Annotated in this window: 19 protein-coding genes; 9 read left to right on the top strand and 10 right to left on the bottom strand. The window is 63.8% G+C overall.

The genetic code is table 11. The features are described from left to right. The first annotated feature begins 72 nt into the window (after positions 1–72). From I9018_RS30600 to I9018_RS30585, 4 genes are all read left to right on the top strand, one after another. Positions 73–1,128, top strand: a complete 1,056-nt coding sequence (locus I9018_RS30600) for a phosphorylcholine phosphatase (RefSeq protein ID WP_068575449.1) — start codon at positions 73–75, stop codon at positions 1,126–1,128. 207 nt (positions 1,129–1,335) lie between these two features. Continuing rightward, on the top strand, positions 1,336–2,736 hold the full coding sequence (locus I9018_RS30595; protein WP_241108244.1) for an MBOAT family O-acyltransferase: 1,401 nt from the start codon (positions 1,336–1,338) through the stop codon (positions 2,734–2,736). Next, positions 2,723–3,856 (top strand): SGNH family hydrolase, encoded by a 1,134-nt coding sequence (locus I9018_RS30590; protein WP_241108243.1) that lies wholly within the window; start codon positions 2,723–2,725, stop codon positions 3,854–3,856. Before I9018_RS30595 ends, I9018_RS30590 begins: the two co-directional genes overlap by 14 nt. A gap of 1 nt (position 3,857) precedes the next feature. Further along, on the top strand, positions 3,858–5,081 hold the full coding sequence (locus tag I9018_RS30585) for an SGNH/GDSL hydrolase family protein (protein ID WP_241108242.1): 1,224 nt from the start codon (positions 3,858–3,860) through the stop codon (positions 5,079–5,081). 67 nt (positions 5,082–5,148) lie between these two features. Here the strand turns inward: I9018_RS30585 and ilvD are convergent, their stop codons facing one another. Continuing rightward, a complete protein-coding gene (ilvD, locus tag I9018_RS30580) occupies positions 5,149–6,990 on the bottom strand; it encodes a dihydroxy-acid dehydratase (RefSeq protein WP_068575453.1) in 1,842 nt (613 codons plus the stop codon). A gap of 366 nt (positions 6,991–7,356) precedes the next feature. On the opposite strand from ilvD, the gene I9018_RS30575 reads away from it, so the two are divergent. Further along, complete coding sequence (locus I9018_RS30575) at positions 7,357–7,869, top strand: hypothetical protein (protein ID WP_241108241.1); 513 nt, start codon at positions 7,357–7,359, stop codon at positions 7,867–7,869. Here I9018_RS30575 and I9018_RS30570 read toward each other — a convergent pair. After that, complete coding sequence (locus I9018_RS30570; protein WP_068575455.1) at positions 7,838–9,031, bottom strand: MFS transporter; 1,194 nt, start codon at positions 9,029–9,031, stop codon at positions 7,838–7,840. The genes I9018_RS30575 and I9018_RS30570 overlap by 32 nt on opposite strands. A 108-nt stretch (positions 9,032–9,139) precedes the next feature. Continuing rightward, positions 9,140–10,336 carry a class I SAM-dependent rRNA methyltransferase gene (locus I9018_RS30565; RefSeq protein WP_124347162.1) on the bottom strand — a complete coding sequence of 399 codons (1,197 nt, stop codon included), beginning with the start codon at positions 10,334–10,336 and terminating at the stop codon, positions 9,140–9,142. Between the two features lie 214 nt (positions 10,337–10,550). Here I9018_RS30565 and I9018_RS30560 point away from each other — a divergent pair, with 214 nt between their 5' ends. Beyond that, positions 10,551–11,363, top strand: coding sequence for an HDOD domain-containing protein (locus I9018_RS30560; RefSeq protein WP_164487358.1), 813 nt, complete (start codon positions 10,551–10,553; stop codon positions 11,361–11,363). Next, positions 11,363–12,175, top strand: coding sequence for a bifunctional DNA-formamidopyrimidine glycosylase/DNA-(apurinic or apyrimidinic site) lyase (gene mutM, locus I9018_RS30555; RefSeq protein ID WP_068575458.1), 813 nt, complete (start codon positions 11,363–11,365; stop codon positions 12,173–12,175). The genes I9018_RS30560 and mutM overlap by 1 nt, the downstream gene beginning before the upstream one ends. Before the next feature lie 73 nt (positions 12,176–12,248). Here the strand turns inward: mutM and I9018_RS30550 are convergent, their stop codons facing one another. From I9018_RS30550 to I9018_RS30530, 5 genes are all read right to left on the bottom strand, one after another. Next, on the bottom strand, positions 12,249–12,500 hold the full coding sequence (locus tag I9018_RS30550; RefSeq protein ID WP_011064042.1) for a YfhL family 4Fe-4S dicluster ferredoxin: 252 nt from the start codon (positions 12,498–12,500) through the stop codon (positions 12,249–12,251). A 133-nt stretch (positions 12,501–12,633) separates the two neighbouring features. Next, positions 12,634–13,113 (bottom strand): pantetheine-phosphate adenylyltransferase, encoded by a 480-nt coding sequence (coaD, locus tag I9018_RS30545; RefSeq protein ID WP_007953414.1) that lies wholly within the window; start codon positions 13,111–13,113, stop codon positions 12,634–12,636. 115 nt (positions 13,114–13,228) lie between these two features. Then, complete coding sequence (locus I9018_RS30540) at positions 13,229–14,824, bottom strand: GMC family oxidoreductase (protein ID WP_241108240.1); 1,596 nt, start codon at positions 14,822–14,824, stop codon at positions 13,229–13,231. A gap of 87 nt (positions 14,825–14,911) precedes the next feature. Continuing rightward, positions 14,912–15,457: a twin-arginine translocation pathway signal protein gene (locus tag I9018_RS30535; protein ID WP_124347164.1), complete on the bottom strand. Its 546-nt coding sequence runs from the start codon at positions 15,455–15,457 to the stop codon at positions 14,912–14,914. 81 nt (positions 15,458–15,538) lie between these two features. Then, positions 15,539–16,969 (bottom strand): coniferyl aldehyde dehydrogenase, encoded by a 1,431-nt coding sequence (locus tag I9018_RS30530; protein WP_068575461.1) that lies wholly within the window; start codon positions 16,967–16,969, stop codon positions 15,539–15,541. Positions 16,970–17,115: 146 nt separating this feature from the next. Here I9018_RS30530 and I9018_RS30525 point away from each other — a divergent pair, with 146 nt between their 5' ends. Both I9018_RS30525 and I9018_RS30520 read left to right on the top strand, forming a co-directional pair. Next, entirely contained in the window at positions 17,116–17,787 is a 672-nt protein-coding gene (locus I9018_RS30525) for a TetR/AcrR family transcriptional regulator (RefSeq protein WP_068575462.1), read from the top strand. 35 nt (positions 17,788–17,822) lie between these two features. After that, a complete protein-coding gene (locus I9018_RS30520; RefSeq protein WP_241108239.1) occupies positions 17,823–18,677 on the top strand; it encodes a sulfurtransferase in 855 nt (284 codons plus the stop codon). Between the two features lie 91 nt (positions 18,678–18,768). On the opposite strand, the gene I9018_RS30515 is transcribed toward I9018_RS30520, so the two are convergent. Continuing rightward, positions 18,769–19,602, bottom strand: coding sequence for an AraC family transcriptional regulator (locus tag I9018_RS30515; protein ID WP_068575464.1), 834 nt, complete (start codon positions 19,600–19,602; stop codon positions 18,769–18,771). Next, the gene (locus I9018_RS30510; protein WP_124347165.1) at positions 19,595–20,596 is read right to left on the bottom strand and encodes a hydrolase; all 1,002 of its coding nucleotides are present in this window, start codon (positions 20,594–20,596) and stop codon (positions 19,595–19,597) included. Before I9018_RS30510 ends, I9018_RS30515 begins: the two co-directional genes overlap by 8 nt. Positions 20,597–20,598: the final 2 nt, after the last annotated feature.

The raw sequence follows: 20,598 nt of genomic DNA, 5'->3' as shown, positions 1-20,598 counted from the left end.
AGTCGCGCACAGACGAGAACTGTCACAAGGATTTGTTAGCGTCGATGACTTTCACCCAGGGAGAAATCGCCGATGAAATTCGCACCCAAACTGCTCGCCGCCGCCCTTTGCTTGGGCCTCGCCGGCCAGGTTTTCGCCACCGAGTTGAAACACTGGCCGCAAGAACAGGCCAAGCAGTTGGAGGCGATGATCGCAGCCAACGCCAACAAGGGTAACTACGCGGTGTTCGACATGGACAACACCAGTTACCGCTACGACCTGGAAGAGTCCTTGCTGCCCTACCTGGAAAACAAGGGCCTGATCACCCGCGACACCCTCGACCCGTCGCTGAAGCTGATCCCGTTCAAGGACACCGCCGAGCACAAGGAGAGCCTGTTCAGCTACTACTACCGGCTCTGCGAGATCGACGACATGGTCTGCTACCCCTGGGTCGCCCAGGTATTTGCAGGTTTCACCCTCAAGGAACTCAAGGGCCATGTGGACGAATTGATGGCCTCCGGCAAGCCGGTATCGAGCACCTACTACGACGGCGATGTGGTCAAGACCATCGAGGTCAACCCGCCCAAGGTCTTCACTGGCCAGGCCGAGCTGTACAACAAGCTGATGGAGAACGGCATCGAGGTCTACGTGATGACCGCCGCTTCCGAGGAGCTGGTGCGCATGGTCGCCGCGGACCCCAAGTACGGCTACAACGTCAAGCCGCAGAACGTCATCGGCGTCACTACCCTGCTCAAGGACCGCAAGACCGGCGCCCTGACCACCGCCCGCAAGCAGATCGCCGAGGGCAAGTATGACGAGAAGGCCAACCTGGGCCTGGAGCTGACGCCCTACCTGTGGACTCCGGCTACCTGGATGGCCGGCAAGCACGCGGCGATCATGACCTACATCGATGAATGGAAGAAGCCGGTGCTGGTAGGCGGCGATACCCCCACCAGCGATGGCTACATGCTGTTCCACGATGTGGACGTGGCCAAGGGCGGCATCCACCTGTGGGTCAATCGCAAGGACAAGTACATGACCCAGCTCAACGGCATGATTGCCAAGCATGCCGCGGCCCAGGCCAAGGAAGGGCTGGCGGTGACTGCCGACAAGAACTGGGTGATCGTCAAGCCCGAAGATATCCAGTAAGGCGCTGTGCGCCGGGGAGAAAGGTTTTCACCGGCGCTTTCTCCCGCGGCCCATCCGCACTGCCGCCAGGGCCGCAGAGCCCTGGAAGGGCGAGTGTTTCAACTTGTGACAGGCAAAGCCCCTCTGCCATAATCGCGCCCGTTTGTACTCTCCCGCCTGCTCTCCCTGTGCCGGGTTAGCCCCCGTCTGCACGTAATGGACTACGTTGTGAGCTATCTCTCGATCGAATTCGGCCTCTGCTTCATCCTGTTCTTCATGCTGTACTGGAGCCTGGGCTTCAGTCTGCGCTTGCAGAACGTCCTGCTGCTGGCCGCCAGCTACGCCATCCTGGCCAGCTTCAGCCCGAACTTCCTCTATATCCTGCTGGGCTATACCGCCCTGGTGTACCTGCTGGGCCTGCTCAGCCAGCGTTACCCTGGACGCGGCTGGGTCAACGGATTGATGTTGTTGCTGGTGCTGGGAGCCTTCTACCTGTTCAAGTACCAGGATTTCTTCACCAGTAGCGTGCAGGGCGTCTTCGCCCAGTTCGGCGTGGAAGTATCCCTGCCGTTGCTGGAGGTGCTGCTGCCCGTGGGGTTGTCGTTCTATGCCTTCCACTCGGTCAGCTACCTGGTGTCGATCAACCGGCGCGAGCTGACGCCTGGCTCGCCCTTCGACCTGGCGCTGTACCTGGCCTTTTTCCCCAGCCTGGTAGCCGGCCCGGTCAATCGGGCGGTGCCAATGCTGGGGCAGATCAACCCGCCACAGCTGCGCCAGGTGCTGGAGCCGCAACGGGCGCTGGGCCTGATCGCGGTGGCGGTGGTCAAGCTGTTCTTCCTCAGCTCGTGGTTGGCCAACGAATGGGTCGACCCGGTATTCGAAAGCCCCGTGGCCTATTCCGCCGAGCAGATCCTGCGGGCGGTCTATGGTTACTCGTTCCTGATCTATTTCAACTTCAGCGGCTATACCGACCTGGTGACCGGTATCGCCCTGCTGCTGGGGTTCCGCCTGCCTGAGAACTTCAACTACCCCTATGCGGCGCGCAACCTCAAGGAATTCTGGGGGCGTTGGCACATCAGTCTGTCGACCTTCATCCGCGACTATGTGTACATCCCGCTGGGAGGCAACCGTGGCCCGGTCTGGCGCGGCAACCTGAACATGCTGCTGGCCATGCTGATCTCCGGCCTGTGGCATGGCGCCAGTGCCAACTTCATTATCTGGGGGGCACTGCATGGCGTCGGCCTGGCGCTGTACAAACTGTGCAGCCCATTGCTGGCGCGGGGCCCGGCCTGGGTCCGGTCCGACCTGCTGGCTCGCCTGCTGACCTTCCACTATGTGGCGCTGGCCTGGATCTTCTTCCGCTGCGCGACCCTGCCCGATGCCCTGGACATGCTTGGTGGCCTGGGCGGCCTGTCCCTGGCGGGGTTGGCCGGCAGTGCCTTGTCGCTGGTGGGCTGCCTGCTGTTCGTGGCCTTCTACCCGCGGATCGTAGCGCTGCTGCGCCGCCTGTTCGATGCGGCCACCCGCTTGCCATGGCTGCTGTATCCAGTGCCGTTGGGGCTGTTTATCTGCGTGGTCATTTTCGCCTCACCGTCGGGCGTGCCGGGGTTCATCTATGCCAGTTTCTAACCGTTCGTCCCTGTCGAAAGGCTTTGGCAGTGCGGCCAAGGTGCTCTATGCCCTGGTGGTGACCAGCGTGCTGCTGGTGTGGTTCAACCAGCAGTCGATCCGTCTCTACTGCCAGCAGAAATACCATGAAGCCTGTGAGATTCCAGGCTTGTCACAGAATCCGCAGTGGCGCTTTGGCGCGCAGCTCAACCAGGCCCTGGAAAACGCTCGGGTGGCCTTCGTCGACAGTTTTGCCGTGCAGGGCGAGGTGAACCTGGTAGCCCAGGCCCAGGCCGCTGTGGAGGTAGAGCCCGAGCCAGTCGCGCCAGTCGTCACGCCGCCTGCTCCGGCGCACCAGGCTCCGGTGACCAGCGCTCACCCGAGTCCGCCGCAACTGGCCGTCGCGGCTGCGCAGCCGGTGGTCGCGGCGCCTGCGGCCAGGCATATGGCCGAGCCCGGGCAACCGGTGACGGCGCCGCTAATGGCCAGCCTCGGCAGCGGCGACGAAGTGTTCTTCGTCGGGGACTCGTTGATGCAAGGCGTGGCGCCTCACATGGCCAACACCTTGCGCAAGCGCTACAACGTCAAGAGCCTGAACCTGAGCAAGCAGAGTACCGGCCTTGCCTACCCGAGCTTCTTCAACTGGCCCAAGACCGTCGAGAACACCCTGGCCGGCAATCCCAATATCCGCCTGATGGTGATTTTCCTGGGGCCCAACGATCCCTGGGACATGCCTGTGGTCAAGGGCAAGCCATTCCTGCGTTTCAGGACGCCGGACTGGGAACAGACCTATCGCCAGCGCATCGATTCGATCCTCGACACCGCCCAGGCGCATAATGTGCAGGTGATTTGGGTCGGCCCGCCGAACATGGAGAAAGCCAAGCTGTCTACGGCAATGGCTTACCTGAGCGATCTGTACAAGAGCCAGATCGAGCAGTACCACCAGCACTTCGTTTCGGCCAACGAGATTCTCGGCTACCGCAACGACGAGTTTTCCTACTACCGCACCACCGCCGATGGCCAGAAGGTCAAGACCCGGGTCGATGACGGTATTCACTTCACACCCACTGGGCAGAAGCTGATCGCTGAGCGTGTGATCTCGATGATCAATTTTCCCAGTCAACAATTAACGGAGCATTGATATGGGGCGACTGCAAGGTATTGCGCTGTTGCTGGGCATCACCTTGCTGAGCAGTTGCAGCCCGACCACCGAGGTCCAGGCCACTCCTGCCTCGGCGCTGGCCAAGTCTGGCCCGAGCCAGAAGAAGGTCGTGACCGCCGGCAGTGACCCGAACCTGGCACTGCTGGCGCGCAAGTTCAGTACTTCCAACCGTACGCCGATCAGCATCGTGCAACTGGGCGACTCGCATACCGCGGCCGACCTGTTCAGCGGTGAGATGCGACGCCTGCTGCAGGCACAATATGGTGATGGCGGCATTGGCTTCGTAGCGGCCACGCCGGTACCCGGGACCCGCTACGAGCGCGTGATCTTGAGCGCCGCCAAGCGCCAGTGGTCGCTGGTGTCGGCGCGCAACCAGCAGAGCACGCAGTTTCCCCTGGGTGGCTACCTGTCGCTGCCGATGACCCCGGGTGCCCGGGTGCACATCGCCGAGCGCGAGGCGAGCAACCAGCAATACCGCATCTCTGCGCTGTACCAGGCGGCCAGCAACAATACCCTGACCGCCCGGGACAACCTCAACAAGAGCAGCCGCATGCTGGCTGCCACTGGCGGGCAATGGCGCATGAGCCCTCCGTTCAACAACCTGACCCTGCCCCTGGACCTGAATGTGGCCAACAGCCAGGGCCTGGCCCTGGGTGGCTGGAACATTCTCGGACAGAAGAGCGCCGGGGTGATCTATTCCGCCCTGGGTATCAACGGTGCGCGCCTGGATGTGCTGGACAAGTGGCAGCCCGGCTGGCTGGAGGCCCTCAAGGCCCTGCGCCCGGACATGGTGGTGCTGGCCTATGGCACCAACGAGGCCTTCGATGACGATATCGATCTGCAGTTGTATCGCAGCCAGTTGCAGGAGAAGGTCGCGCTGTTGCGCAAGAACCTGCCCAAGACGGTGATCCTGCTGGTCGGCCCGCCGGACTCCATCAAGCGCCGCAATGCCGGTAGCTGTGCAGCCTCGCAACCTCAGCCACTGCGCCAGATCATCCAGATTCAGAAGGACGTGGCGAAAAACAGCCGCATGCTGTTCTGGGACTGGCAGGCGTTCATGGGCGGCGATTGCTCCATCAGTCGTTGGCAGGCCAGCGACCTGGCACGCAACGACCTGGTCCACCTGACCGCCGACGGCTATCGCAAGAGCGCCGACGGGTTGTATCGCTTCCTGCGCGCGCAGCTGGGCGAGCGCATGCCCTGAGCCTGCACTGGCGCAAGGTAAAAAAATGCCCCGCACATGGCGGGGCATTTTCATTTGCCGGTGGCGATCACAGGCTGTCGAGCAGGGCCTTGTTGCGGACCGCACCCTTGTCGGCGCTGGTGGCCAGCAGGGCATAGGCCTTCAGGGCGGTGGTCACCTTGCGTGGGCGAACTTCCGCAGGTTTCCAGCCTTTCTTGTCCTGTTCGACACGGCGGGCAGCCAGCTCCTCGTCGCTGACCAGCAGGTTGATCGAGCGGTTGGGGATGTCGATCAGCACCTTGTCGCCGTCCTGTACCAGGCCGATGGCGCCGCCAGCGGCAGCTTCCGGCGAAGCATGGCCGATGGACAGGCCCGAGGTGCCGCCAGAGAAGCGGCCGTCGGTGAGCAGGGCGCAGGCTTTGCCCAGGCCCTTGGACTTCAGGTAGGAGGTCGGATACAGCATCTCCTGCATGCCAGGGCCGCCCTTGGGACCTTCGTAGCGGATGATCACGATATCGCCTTCCTTCACCTCGTCGGCGAGGATGCCGCGTACCGCGCTGTCCTGGCTTTCGAAGATCTTGGCATTGCCTTCGAACACGTGGATCGACTCGTCGACGCCGGCGGTCTTCACCACGCAGCCGTCCAGGGCGATGTTGCCGTACAGCACGGCCAGGCCGCCTTCTTTCGAGTAAGCGTGTTCGAAACTGCGGATGCAGCCGTTTTCACGGTCGTCGTCCAGGGTTTCCCAACGGGTCGACTGGCTGAACGCCGTCTGGGTCGGGATGCCGGCAGGGCCTGCCTTGAAGAAGTGGTGCACCGCTTCATCGGTGGTCTGGGTGATGTCCCACTTGGCGATGGCTTCCTCCATGCTGCGGCTGTGCACGGTCGGCAGGTCGGTGTGCAGCAGGCCGCCACGGGCCAGCGAACCGAGGATGCTGAAGATGCCGCCGGCACGGTGCACGTCTTCCATGTGGTACTTCTGGATGTTCGGCGCGACCTTGCACAGTTGCGGCACGCTGCGCGAGAGACGGTCGATGTCGCGCAGGTCGAAATCGATCTCGGCTTCCTGGGCGGCAGCCAGCAAGTGCAGGATGGTGTTGGTCGAACCGCCCATGGCGATGTCGAGCATCATTGCGTTCTCGAATGCCTTGAAGTTGGCGATGTTGCGCGGCAGCACGGATTCGTCGTTCTCACCGTAGTAACGCTGGCACAGCTCGACGATGGTGCGTCCGGCCTGCAGGAACAGCTGTTCGCGGTCGCTGTGGGTGGCCAGGGTCGAACCGTTGCCTGGCAGGGCGAGGCCGAGGGCCTCGGTCAGGCAGTTCATGGAGTTGGCGGTGAACATGCCGGAGCACGAACCGCAGGTCGGGCAGGCGCTGCGCTCGTACTCCGCGACCTTCTCGTCAGAAGCGCTGGAGTCGGCGGCGATGACCATGGCGTCCACCAGGTCCAGGCCGTGGGAGGCGAGCTTGGTCTTGCCGGCTTCCATCGGCCCGCCGGACACGAAGATCACTGGGATGTTCAGGCGCAGGGCGGCCATCAGCATGCCGGGGGTGATCTTGTCGCAGTTGGAGATGCAGACGATGGCATCGGCGCAGTGGGCGTTGACCATGTACTCCACGGAGTCGGCGATGATCTCGCGGCTGGGCAGCGAGTACAGCATGCCGTCATGGCCCATGGCGATGCCGTCGTCCACGGCGATGGTATTGAATTCCTTGGCCACGCCACCGGCGCGTTCGATCTCGCGGGCGACCAGCTGGCCCAGGTCCTTCAGGTGCACGTGCCCCGGGACGAACTGGGTGAAGGAGTTGGCAATGGCGATGATCGGCTTCTTGAAGTCGGCATCTTTCATCCCCGTGGCGCGCCACAGGGCGCGGGCGCCGGCCATGTTGCGGCCGTGGGTGGACGTTTTCGAGCGGTAATCAGGCATGGAGCACTCCGGGCGGCTAATCAGGTGACAAATGGGGAGTGAGCTTCTATTGACCTCGGGAACACTCAGAAATGGCCGTGTGTCCGAAGCTGCCGATGACACCGCGGGATCGCCGCGAGACTCAGCCTGAGCTCATAAACCCGCCGGGGGATGACTGGCGATGAATCTGGCGATTCTACACCGCTGGCGTCAGGAAGGAATGCCGAGGCCACGGTGCGATATCGATTGCTCCCTAGGTCACCTGGGCCGAAGGATTGCTTTAGACTCGCGTTCCTTCGATCTGCCTCCAATGGAACTGGAATGCCTGCCCCCTTTCGATCCGTGAAGTTGTACCTGGCTGTTGGCGTGTTGCAGGGAGGCTTGCTGATGTGGCTGCTTCTCCATAGCGGCTGGACCTTTAGCGCCATGGCGGTGCTGGCCGCTGTCCTGTTGGCGGGCGGCACGACGCTGCAGCTTCAGGGCGAGCAATGGCGCCGGTTGCGCAGCGGGGTCGCCGTGCTGCTGGTGGGCCTGGTTGCGGCGGCACTGGCGCTCGCATGCCTGGCACTGCCTTCGACCATGCTGGTGGTCTATGGCGTCGGTGCTGCCTTGCTGCTGATCGCGCTCCTGGGCGCCACCCTGGCGCAGGGCGGGCCCCGGTTGGGACGCCGGCTGCTCGATAACGGCCTGTGGCTGCTACTGGCGCTGCCGTGGCCCTGGCTGGTCCAAAGGCTGTTCAAGGCGTGGCTTGCCTATCGGCACCTGGACCCTTTCAAGGATGGGCTCCTGTCACTGGCCTTCTTCACCGGTCCGCCCCTGGCGTTCTCGGTTGCGCTGTTTCTCGGCCACTCGTGGCGGGCCAGGGGATTCAGGCGCAGGCCCGCTGATTGTGCCGATTGACCAGGCTGTTCAGGGTCAGGGCGCTTGCGCTCAATACCAGGAAGCACAAGCCCAGGGCCATGATCAGGTTGCTGGCGCTCAGATTGATGAACGCACTGATCAGGCCGCCACAGGTAAAGATGATCATGTTGCCGGCCGAAGCCGAGGTCCCCGCGTTCTGCGGGAACAGGCCCATGGCCCGGGACGTGGCGACCGGCCGGGTGATGGTTGTGCCGGCGGTGCAGACGATCATTGGCAGGAGCACCGTGATCGCACTCATGCTCGATTGCAGCAGAAACAGCATCAGTAGGCCGGACAGGGCGATCAGCAACAGTCCGGTGATGATCTGGGTGCTGGCCTGCATGTGCCGATTCATCACTCCCGCGGCAAAACCGCCCAGCACATAGGCCGCGCCGTACATCAACAGCGCCAGGGCGTATTGGTAGGGCGAGAGCTGCAACTGCTCCATGAAGATGATCGGCGAGATGACGATGAACGAGAAATGGCAGGCAAAGGCCAGGGCCGAGATCAGCCAGTAACCCACGAATCGCGGCTCCGAGCAGACCAGCCAGTAGGCGGCGAGAATGTTCCTGTGCCGGGATGACGCGGTGCCCGAAGTGTTCTCCAGCAGCAGGCAGGCCTTGAGGATCACCAGCAGGCCGATGGCGATGAAGACCTCGAAGCTGCCTTGCCAGCCCAGTTGCTCCTGCAACCAGGTGCCCAAGAGTGGCGAGAAGGAAATGAAGATGCCGCTGGCGGTGACCAGGGCGATGCGCAGGCGCTCCTGCTCCTTGCCCACGAACAGGTCCTGCACCAGCGCCTGGGACAGGACAAAACAGCCGCAGCCAATGGCCTGGATCACCCTGAAGAACAGGAACCACGGATATTCACTGGCCATGATGCAACCAGCGGCGCCGGCGATCGCCACGCTCATGCCCGCCAGCAGCAGCTTCTTGCGGCCCAGGGAGTCGGACAGCGGCCCGACCACCAAAAGGGAAAAGGACAGGCCGATGGCGAACAGGCTGACGGACAGCGCGATATCGGCGCTCGACGTCTGGAAGCGTTCGGCCAGGGCAGGGAAGGAGGGCAGGATGACGTCCAGGGGGAAGACGCCTAGCAGCGTCATGGTCATGAGCAGGATGATGGCCGGGGTCTTTTGCGCAGGTTTGGCAGCGTGGTCCATGGGGCGGCGAACTCGATCCTTGAGGTGGTTCCGAGGATCGAGTCGCGGCCCTGCAAAGTCAAACGCTATCGGCTGGCCGTTTCCCGGGGCAAGGGCCGGCCGGCGGCCTTAGCTGTTGGGCAGCAGGCGGCAGGTGATGCTCTTGATGTAGCGAGTCTCCGGGATGGCCGGATGCACCGGGTGGTCCGGGCCCTGGCCGCCGCGCTCCAGGAACTGGATATTGCGGTCCAGGTGGCGGGCGCTGGTGAGCAGGATGTTCTGCAGGTCGTCCTCGGGCAGGTGCATCGAGCACGAGGCGCTGACCAGGATGCCGTCCTTGGTCAACAGGCGCATGGCCTGTTCGTTGAGGCGGCGATAGGCGCCTTCGCCGTTCTTCAGGTCCTTCTTGCGCTTGATGAAGGCGGGTGGGTCGGCAACGATCACGTCGAAACGCTCTTCGGCGGCCTTGAGCTCCTTGAGGGCCTCGAACACATCGCCTTCGATGCAGGTGAGCTTGTCGGCGATGCCGTTCAGCGCGGCGTTGCGCTCCACGCCGTCCAGGGCAAAGCCCGAGGCATCGACGCAGAACACTTCACTGGCGCCGAATGCGCCAGCCTGCACGCCCCAGCCACCGATGTAGCTGAACAGGTCCAGCACGCGCTTGCCCTTGGCGTAGGGCGCCAGGCGCGCGCGGTTCATGCGGTGGTCGTAGAACCAGCCGGTCTTCTGGCCTTCCATCACCGGGGCTTCGAACTTCACGCCGTTCTCTTCCAGGGCGACCCACTCCGGCACCACGCCGAACACCGTGTCGACGTAGCGCTCCAGGCCCTCGGCGTCACGGGCGGCGGAATCGTTCTTGAACAGGATGCCGCTGGGCTTGAGCACCTGGACCAGGGCGGCGATCACGTCGTCCTTGTGACGCTCCATGGTGGCCGAGGCCAGTTGCACCACGAGAATGTCGCCGAAGCGATCCACCACCAGGCCCGGCAGCAGGTCGGAATCGCCGTACACCAGGCGGTAGAAGGGTTTGTCGAACAGCCGCTCGCGCAGGGACAGGGCCACGTTCAGGCGATGGACCAGCAGCGACTTGTCCAGGGCCAACCGTACATCGCGCGACAGCAGGCGGGCGCAGATCAGGTTGTTGGGGCTCATGGCCACGATGCCCAGGGGCTTGCCACCGGCGGCTTCCAGCAGCGCCTGGTCGCCTGCCTTGAAGCCATGCAGAGGAGTGGCGGCTACATCGATCTCGTTGCTGTAGACCCACAGGTGGCCGGCGCGCAGGCGGCGGTCGGCGTTGGCTTTGAGGCGCAGGCTTGGCAGGGACATGACGTCGCTCCGGAAAAAAGGGCGCGATTATACCCCTTCGGACGCATTCGGTGAGGGCCATTGGACCTGCGGCTAAATGTGCAAGGTAAAGTTCCTGCGGGTTTGCCCATCATTGCCGAGATAGGGGGTAGAATCGCCGCCTGACCCAGAGTGTGTACTTATGTCCCAAGAGCTATCAGCCGAACAGATTCAACAGGCCCTGCAAGGCATCAGCGTGCCGCCCCAGCCGCAGATCATGGTGGATCTGCAGATGGAGCAGTACATGCCCGATCCCGATCTGGAGGTGATCGCCAAGCTGATATCCCAGGACCCGGGGCTGTCCGGCGCGCTGCTGAAGATCGTCAATTCGCCGTACTACGGCCTGAGCAACAAGATCGCCTCGATCCAGCGCGCGGTTAACCTCTTGGGCAGCCGCTCGATCATCAACCTGATCAACGCGCAGTCGATCAAGGGCGAGATGAGCGATGAAACCATCGTCACCCTCAACCGCTTCTGGGACACCGCCCAGGACGTGGCCATGACTTGCCTGACCCTGGCCAAGCGCACCGGCGCCCAGGCCGTGGACGAGGCCTATGCGCTGGGCCTGTTCCACGATTGCGGCGTGCCACTGATGCTCAAGCGCTTCCCCGACTACATGACGGTACTGGAAGAAGCCTACGGCAGCGCCGGCCCCGAGCGTCGGGTGGTGGATACCGAGAACCGTGCCTTCAATACCAATCATGCGGTGGTGGGCTACTACACGGCCAAGTCCTGGCGCCTGCCGGAACACGTGACCAACGCCATTGCCAACCATCACAACGCCCTGGCGATCTTCAGCGATGAGTCCTCGCGCAACAGCCAGCTGAAGAACCTGCTGGCGATCCTGAAGATGGCCGAGCACATCTGCGCTTCGCACCGGGTCCTGGGCAACCAGGTCGAAGACCACGAGTGGAACAGCATCGGCCACCTGATTCTCGATTATGTCGGCCTGTCGGATTACGACTTCGAGAACCTCAAGGAAACCGTGCGCGAACTGGGCGCCCACTGATGCCGGAATTACCGGAGGTAGAGACCACCCGCCGCGGGATCGCGCCGCACCTGGAGGGCCAGAAGGTCAGCCGGGTGATCGTGCGTGACCGGCGCCTGCGCTGGCCGATCCCTGAGGACCTGGACGTGCGCCTGTCCGGACAGCGTATCGTCCAGGTGGACCGACGGGCCAAGTACCTGCTGATCAATGCCGAGGTCGGGACCCTGATCAGCCACTTGGGCATGTCGGGCAACCTGCGTCTGGTGGAAGTCGGCCTGCCGGCGGCCAAGCATGAACACGTGGATATCGAGCTGGAGTCGGGCCTGGCGCTGCGCTACACCGATCCGCGGCGCTTTGGCGCCATGCTCTGGAGCCTCGATCCGTTGAACCACGAGCTGCTGGCGCGGCTGGGCCCGGAGCCACTGACCGACCTGTTCGACGGCGAACGCCTGTTCCAGCTGTCCCGTGGGCGCTCCATGGCAGTCAAGCCGTTCATCATGGACAACGCCGTGGTGGTGGGGGTGGGCAACATCTACGCCACCGAGGCGCTGTTCGCCGCAGGCATCGACCCACGTCGCGAGGCCAAGGGCATTTCCCGGGCGCGCTACTTGAAGCTGGCGATCGAGATCAAGCGGATCCTGGCGGCGGCGATCTTGCAGGGTGGCACCACCTTGCGCGACTTTATCGGCGGCGATGGCCAGCCCGGCTACTTCCAGCAGGAACTGTTCGTCTACGGGCGGGGTGGGGAGCACTGCAAGGTCTGCGGTACGGGATTGCGGGAAATCAAGCTGGGCCAGCGCGCCAGCGTCTACTGCCCACGCTGCCAGAGCTGATTCCTGCTTCACCTGGCAATATCCATCCAGTCGTGCCTTGGCAAACACCGGGGCCGCCATGGCCCCAAACAGATCAGGCCTTGCCGGTGATCTTGCGGTATTTGGCCATCAGCTCTTCTTCGGTTTCCGGACGGGCCTCGTCCAGGGGAATGCAATCCACCGGGCACACTTGCTGGCACTGCGGTTCGTCATAGTGGCCGACGCACTGGGTGCACAGATTCGGATCGATGACGTAGATTTCTTCGCCTTGGGAGATGGCCGCGTTAGGGCACTCGGGTTCGCAGACGTCGCAGTTGATGCAATCGTCGGTGATGATCAGGGACATGGGGTACTCCGGCCTGGGCGGCAGGCCCGGGCATGTAAAAACGAATGCGCGCAATTGTGCCGTATTGGCGCCCACAGTGCACGCGGGCGCGATGGCTGACAGCGAGCCGTGGCCCCTGGCGGGGCCCGGGGCTCTACTTCTTGAAGCGCAGGGTCAAGGCTTCGGCGACGGCCGGATGGACGAACTTGCTGATGTCACCGCCCAAGGCTGCGATTTCACGGACCAGCGTCGAGGAAATGAACGAATAGCGCTCGGACGGCGTGAGGAACAGGCTCTCCACGTCCGGGGCCAGTTGCCGGTTCATGTTGGCCAGCTGGAACTCATATTCGAAGTCCGAAACCGCCCGCAGGCCGCGCAGGAAGACATTGGCGTTCTGCTCCTTGGCGAAATGCGCCAGTAGTGTCGAGAAGCCGACGACTTCGACGTTGGGCAGATGCTTGGTCACCTCTCGCGCCAGCTCCACGCGCTGTTCCAGGGGGAAGAGCGGGTTTTTCTTGGGGCTGGCCGCAACAGCGATGATGACGTGGTCGAACAGCCGCGAGGCGCGTTCGACCAGATCGCCGTGGCCCTTGGTAATAGGGTCGAAGGTACCTGGGTACAGCACTCGGTTCATCGCGTCGTCCTGGCGGGAATCCGTTGGGGAGTCGGATGGTATCGCAGCCTTTCCGGTCGGCCAAGTCGCCTTTTGGCTTACAAAGCACTATAGACGCCACGAATACCGAGTTCCTTCACGCCGATTTCAAGCGTTCCGCCAGGGCCGTGGCCAGTTGTGCGGTCAGGCCATAGACCGACAGTTGCGGGTTGGCGCCGATGCTGGTGGGAAACAGCGAGCCGTCGTGGACCGACAGGTTGCGCAGCTGGTGATGGCGACCCTGGCTGTCGGTGACTGCGGTTTTCGGGTCCTCGCCCATGGCACAGCCGCCCATCACGTGGGCACTGCCCAGGCGTGTGCGGTACAGGGCCAGGTCCAGCCCGTCGATCTGGGTGCGGACCTCGGCCAGGGTCTTGGCGAAGCGTGCGTCGCTGTGCAGCGGCTTGACGGCCTTGGCGCCACCGGCGAACTGGATCTCCGCCATGCTATGGAAGGCCCGGCGCAGGCCGTCCCAGGCGTAGGGCGAGACCTGGTAGTCGAGCACCGGGCTGCCATCACCGCGCAGTTCGACGTTGCCGCCGGTGCTATCGGGATGAAAGCCGTCCCGCAGCAGCGCCAGCATGGCGTGGGTGTGCGGCAGTTGCTCCATGGTCAGGCCGCTCTGGGGGCCGAAGCCGCCCAGCAGGGTGCTGGCCAGGGCCGGTTGCAGAGGCGGTACCTCGAGCTTGTAGGACATCTTGCCGGTGGTGCCGTCCTGCCACTGGAAATGGTCGGAATAGATCGACTGCGGCGCGCCATAGAACGGATTGATCACCTCGTCGAACTGTCCAGCGGAGAAGTTCACCAGGTGCAGGAAGGTGCGCTTGCCCAGCCGCGAGTGCGGGTCCGGCGCATCGGAACGCAGCAGCAGGGCCGGGCTGTTGATGCCGCCACCGGCCAGCACATAGTGCTTGGCCTTGACGGTGATCTTGCGGCCGGTAGGGGCCACGCAGCGCTCGTCCATGGCCTGGCATTGCAGGCTGGTGATCTTGTCGCCGCTGATCTGCAGGCGGTCGGCACGGGCCAGGTACAGCAGCTCTCCGCCTTTTTCCAAGGTGGCGGGGATGGTGGTCACCAGCATCGATTGCTTGGCGTTGGTCGGGCAGCCCAGGCCGCAATAGCCCAGGTTCCAGCAACCACGCACGTTGCGCGGAATCACGTGCCAGCTGTAGCCCAGGGTTTCGCAGCCCTTGCGGATCACATCGTTGTTGGCATTGGGCGGCATGGCCCAGGGCGCGACGCCCAGGCGTTGCTCCATCTTCTCGAACCAGGGCGCCATCTCGGCCGAACTGTGGCCCACGACCCCGTGCTCGCGGGCCCAGTGCTCCAGGGTCGGATCGGGAGTGCGGAAGCTCGAGGTCCAGTTGATCAGGGTGGTGCCCCCGACGGCACGGCCCTGGAGAATGGTAATGGCGCCGTCCTTGCTCATGCGGCCGATGCCCTCCTGGTACAGGCTGGTGTAGGCCTGGTCCTCGAGCATCTTGAAGTCGTCGCTGGTCTTGAGCGGGCCCTCTTCGATCAGCAGCACCTTGTAGCCGGCGGCGCTGAGGATCTCGGCGGTAGTGCCGCCTCCCGCACCGCTGCCGACGATGGCGACGTCGGCTTCAAGCGTCAGGTCCTGCTCGAGTTGCGAGCCGTTGTAGGTTTTCCAGCCACGGTTCAGGCCTTCGCGGAACAGATCAGGTACGGGCATAGCGGGTGCTCTCTTATTATTGAGGTCGTGGCGCAAAGGTACTGGGGCCGCACATCTCCCTGATGCGACCGGTGGCGGCTGGCTGGATCAGATCTTGGGTGGCCCGGGGTAGCCGCAGTGCGCCCAGGATTCGGCGCGGGTATACCAGGCCATCATCACCAGCTGCAGCAACGAGGCGTGGCCCATGCGCAGCAGCGACAGGTAGCTGTTCTCCCAACGCTTGAGGAAGTTGCGGATATCGTCTGCGCTGGCATTCTCCCAGCTGCCCCAGATCCCCGTCAGTGGCCCCCGGGTCACGGCCATGCCCAGCACGTCGAACAGCTGCTGGGTGAGCTTGAGCATTTCCGGCGACAGATGGTTGAGGGCGTTGTCCAGGTTTACCAGGGTAGCGTCGATGGCAGTGGACATCCTGTCCGCTGCCACGGCGCCTTCGAGCATCACCGGGATCAACGCCCTCAGAAACGGCAGTTCATTGTTGCGCAAGATGGCGAAACCGTTGGCCGGTGTGCTGGCGGAGCAGCCACTGAGGCTGGCACCCAGGCCGGCGGTGGCCAGGAAAGCACTGGCGCACAGGCCGATTTTCAGCAGGCCGCGCCGTGACAGCGCGGGTGTTTCGGTCAGGCTAGGGGTCATTGTTGTTATTACCCTGCGATCTACTGGTTGAGGTCTCTCGAAAAGCGACCGCGCTGGCAGCCGCTCTGCTTTCAACGGCTCCTAGCGGATGAACAGCTTCTGGATCAGCTTCTGGATCGATGTGCCATAGGGCGGATAGATCAGGCGAGCGGCGTTGAACCGCTGCTTGATGAATACCCCTTTGGCCTTGCTGAAGGTCAGGAAGCCTTCATGGCCATGGTAGTGCCCCATGCCGGAAGGGCCGATGCCGCCGAATGGCAGGTCGTCCTGGGTCACGTGCAACAAGGTGTCGTTCATGCAGGCGCCACCGGAATGGGTTTCGGTGAGCACGCGCTGCTGCTCGGCCTTGTCGTAGCCGAAGTAGTACAGCGCCAGGGGGCGAGGCCGTTCGGTGATATAGGCCAGGGCCTGGTCCAGGGTCTTGTAGGGCACCACGGGCAGGATCGGCCCGAAGATCTCATCCTGCATGACTGTCATGTCATCGGTGACATTGAGCAGCAGGCTGTGGGGCAGGCGGCGTTCCTGGCCCTGATCGAACAGCGACACCACCTGCGCGCCCTTGCTGGTGGCGTCGCTCAGGTAGCTGTTGAGCCGCGCCAACTGGCGCTGGTTGATGATGGCGGTGTAGTCGGGGTTGTCCGCCAGGGTCGGGAAGAAGCGGTTCACTACCTGGCGATAGGCCTCGACGAAGGCGTCCACGCGCTCCTCCGGCACCAGCACATAGTCCGGGGCGACGCAGGTCTGGCCCGCGTTCATGGTCTTGCCGAAAGCGATACGCTCGGCAGCATCCTTGAGCGGCACGGTATGGGAGACGATGGCCGGGGACTTGCCTCCCAGCTCCAGGGTCACCGGGGTCAGGTTTTCCGCCGCGGCACGCATCACATGCTTGCCGATGCTGGTGGCGCCGGTGAACAGCAGGTGGTCCAGGGGCAGCTTGGAAAAGGCCATGCCCACCTCCGCCTCGCCCAGGACCACGCACACCAGGTCTTCGGGGAAGATCCGCGCCAGCAGTTGCTTGAGCAGCAGGCCGGTGGCGGGGGTCGACTCGCTGAGCTTGAGCATGACCCGGTTGCCGGCGGCCAGGGCTCCGGTCAGTGGGCCCATGCACAGGAACAGGGGGTAGTTCCAGGGCACGATGACCCCCACCACGCCCAGCGGCTGGTAGATCACCTTGGCTGAAGCCGGCTGGAAGGCCAGGCCGACAGCGCGGCGGGAGGGTTTCATCCAGCCCTTCAGGTGTTTGCGGGCATAGTGGATGCCATGCAGGCTGGGCATGATTTCTGCCACCAGGGTTTCATTGGCGCTGCGGTTGCTGAAGTCCTGGCTGATGGCGTCGACCAGCGCCTGGCGTTCATTGCTCAGCAGCTCCTGCAATGCCTTGAGCCATTGGTCGCGCTGGGCGGCAGGGGGCATCGGGTTGGCGGCATAGGCCCGGCGTTGGGCTTCGAACAGCTCCAGCAGCCCGTCCTGTTGCTGAAGGGAATCCTGTAGGTAGGCGATTTCGGCAGACATGACCGGGCTCCGGTTTTTGTGAGGTGGCTAGTTTTTTAGAGCTTATGCTCTAAATTGTCAATTACCATCCCGTGCCGGTCGCGATTTATCCCCAGGGGGAATAGGTCGTAAAATGCACCCAGTCTTCCGAATTAAAGCCCACATCCATGGCCCCACGTATAAAAACCCGTGAACGCATCGTCCAGTTCAGCCTGGAGCTCTTCAACCAGCAGGGCGAGCGCAATGTCAGTACCAATCACATTGCCGCGCATATGGAGATATCCCCGGGCAACCTGTACTACCACTTCCCCAACAAGCAGGCGATCATCGCCGTGCTCTTCGCCGAGTACGAAAGCCTGGTGGACAGCTTCCTGCGTCCGCCTCCCGGGCGGGCGGTCACCGTAGAGGACAAGCGCTACTACCTGCAGGCCCTGCTGGCGGCCATGTGGCGCTACCGTTTCCTGCACCGGGACCTGGAGCACCTGCTCGACAGCGACCCTGAGCTGGCGGCGCGTTATCGGCGCTTCTCGCAGCGCTGCCTGATCCAGGGCATGGCCATCTATGGACGTTTCGTCGATGCCGGGATCATCGCCATGGACAGGGTGCAGATCGAATCCCTGACCCTCAATGCCTGGATCATCCTCACCTCCTGGGTGCGTTTCTTGTGCACGACTCGCGAGAACTCCACGCACCTGAGCGAGGAGGCGATCAAGCGTGGCGTCTACCAGGTGCTGGTGCTGGAAGCCGGCTTTGTCACCGAGCAGGCCCGGGAAGCGGTCAACGGACTGTTCGAGGAGTTTTACGTGCCTCTGGCCCAAGCCCTGGAAGAAGTGCAGTAGGATCCAGTTTCGACCCTCATTCACAGGAGCCCGCTATGCCCCTTGCGCAATTGATCAGCCCGCTAGCCCTGGACCAGAAGCGCCAACAGCCTGGCCTGGTGATTCTGGATTGCCGCTTTGCCCTGGAAGACCCGGACTACGGGCAGCGTTGCTATGCCGAGGGGCATTTGGCCGGGGCGCATTTCGCCGACCTGAACCGGGATCTCAGTGGGCCGGTGACCAAGGGCGTGACGGGCCGGCATCCGTTGCCGGACCCGGCCCGGCTGGTGGAGCGCCTGCAAGCCTGGGGAGTCGATAACGACAGCGACATCGTGCTGTACGACGATGGCCCCGGCGCTTATGCCGCCCGCGCCTGGTGGCTGCTGGCCTGGCTGGGCAAGCGTGAGGGCGTGTTCATCCTCGATGGCGGCCTCAAGGCCTGGCATGGCGCTGGCCTGCCGCTGAGCCTGGATGCCCCGCCCCATGTCCAGGGGCACTTCAGCGGCCAGCCTGACCACAGCCTGTTGCTGGATGCCGAGCACTTGCAGCGACGCCTGGGCCAGCCGGAGCTGACCCTGCTGGACGCCCGGGCATTGCCTCGCTTTCGTGGCGAGGTGGAACCGATCGACCCGGTGGCCGGGCACATTCCCGGGGCACAGTGCGCCGCGTTCACCGACAACCTGGGCAGCGATGGCCGCTTCCTGCCAGCGCCACAGCTCAAGCAGCGCTTTGCCGAGAAACTCGCCGGGCGTTCACCGGAGCAATTGGTGGCCTATTGCGGCTCCGGTGTGACGGCCTGTCACAACCTGTTCGCCCTGTGCCTGGCCGGGTACCCGCTGGCCCGGCTGTATGCCGGCTCGTGGAGCGAGTGGATCACCGATCCTGCGCGGGCCATTGCCACGGGCGACTGAGCCCGCTATTGCCAGCGTTCGCTTCTCATTGCGCAAGTTTGTGGACTGCGCGAGCTGATACCGGCCGGTGCCTCACCAGGCACGGCCGGATTCAGTGGCCTTGCAGGGCACTGCGGTAGGCCGCAGGCGCGACCCCATAGACCTGCTTGAACTGCCGGCTGAGGTGGCTCTGGTCGGCGAAGCCCAGTTGCGTCGCCACTTCTAGTGGCAAACAGCCTTCGCGCAGTAGGGCCCGAGCCTTGGCGATGCGTTGCTGCATCAGCCAGGTATGGGGAGGAATGCCGGTGGCATGGCGGAACACCCGGGCAAAGTGGAAGGGCGACAGGTTCACTGCCGCAGCCAGTTCTTCCAGGGACGGCGGTGCTGCCAACTGCTCACGCAATAGTTCCTTGGCCTGGACTATGGCCCGGTGCTCCTGCCCAGGCGCCTTCGGCGCCTTGACCCTGGCATGACGCTGGAGCAGCAGGAGCAGCATTTCACGCCATTGGGTCTGCTGTTGCAAAGCCGTGGCAGGGCTTTCCAGCAAGTGGTGCAGGCAGGTGAATCCCTTGACCAGGTCCGGGTCGCGGTAGAGGGTCGCGCCAAATGCCGGCAGGTTACTGTTGGGCAGGCCCAGTTCGCCGAGCAGGCCGAGCACCTGCTGGTTGTCTGGGTAGAAGGCTCGGTACAGCCAGCCGTCCTCGGTACCCTTGGCCCCGGTGTGCAGTTCGTCGGGGTTGATCAGCACCAGGGTGCCGCTACCCGCCAGGTGCTCGGCGCCGCGATAGCGGTAGCGCTGGGCCCCGGCCATGATCATGCCGATCACGAAACCGTCATGCACGTGGGGTACGAAACGATGCTCGATGTAGCGTGCCGAGAGCAGCTCGACGCCTGTCAGCGGGGCGGTCTGCCAGAAACGGATCGATTCGCGGGCGGGGCTATCCATGGCGCCCCAGGCCTGCCAGCCATTGTGGAATGCGCCGCTCCAGGTAATAGCCGGGGTGCTTGAGGGTGCCTTCGACGAACCCGACATGCCCGCCCCTGGCCTGTAGCTCGAAGTGGGTGCTGGCCGACAGCTCGCTGGCTTCGGGCAGGCTGTGGCGGAAGACGAAAGGATCATCCGCGGCCTGGATGATCAGGGTCGGGGTGCGGATCTCCCCCAGGAAGTAGCGGCTGGAGGCGCGCCGGTAATAGTCCTGGGCGTCGGCGAAACCATGCAGTGGCGCGGTGACCCGGCCATCGAAATCCCAGAAGGTGCGCATCTTGGTCAGTGGTCCCAGTTGTGCCAGGGTCGCCAGTCCGTCATGGCGGCCGTCGTGCTGGAACTGGCGCTGCTTGTCCTTGATGTAGGCCAGCATCTCGCGCATGAAGTGCGCTTGGTAGACCCTGGAGAAACCCTGGCCGATCCGGTCGGCGCACTGGTCCAGGCGAAAGGGTACCGAGACCGCCGCGGCTCCTTGCAGTGGGCTGGCGCTGCCGGTTTCCCCCAGGTACTTGAGCAGCACGTTGCCCCCCAGGGAGTAGCCCACGGCGTACAGCGGTGCCTGGGGGCGCCTGGCCTGCAGGTGGGCGATGGCCGAGGCCAGGTCTTCGCTGGCACCGGAGTGATAGCTGCGCGGCAGCAGGTTGGGTTCGCCCGAGCAACCACGCCAGTTCAGCGCGGCGCTGGCCCAGCCGCGGGCGGCGAGCGCCTGTTGCAGGCCGGCCACGTAGGGTGAGTTGGAGGAGCCGGTCAGGCCATGCAGTACCAGTACCAAGGGTGAATCGGCACTATGGGGGCCGTGCCAGTCGAGATCGAGGAAGTCGCCGTCCTCCAGCCACAGGCGCTCGCGCTGGCGTTCCAGGTGCGTGGTGGGGCGCCACAGCGGGCCCCACAAGGTCTGCAGGTGCGGATTGCCAAGGCCGAAGGCAGGGGTGAAGCGATCAGGCGAATCGGACACGG

Origin of the sequence: Pseudomonas sp. MPFS, from assembly GCF_022537035.1 — a bacterium.
GTDB classification, from domain to species: domain Bacteria; phylum Pseudomonadota; class Gammaproteobacteria; order Pseudomonadales; family Pseudomonadaceae; genus Aquipseudomonas; species Aquipseudomonas sessilinigenes.
The sequence above is the reverse complement of the archived record's forward strand: the minus strand, read 5'-3'. Positions and strand labels throughout refer to the sequence as shown.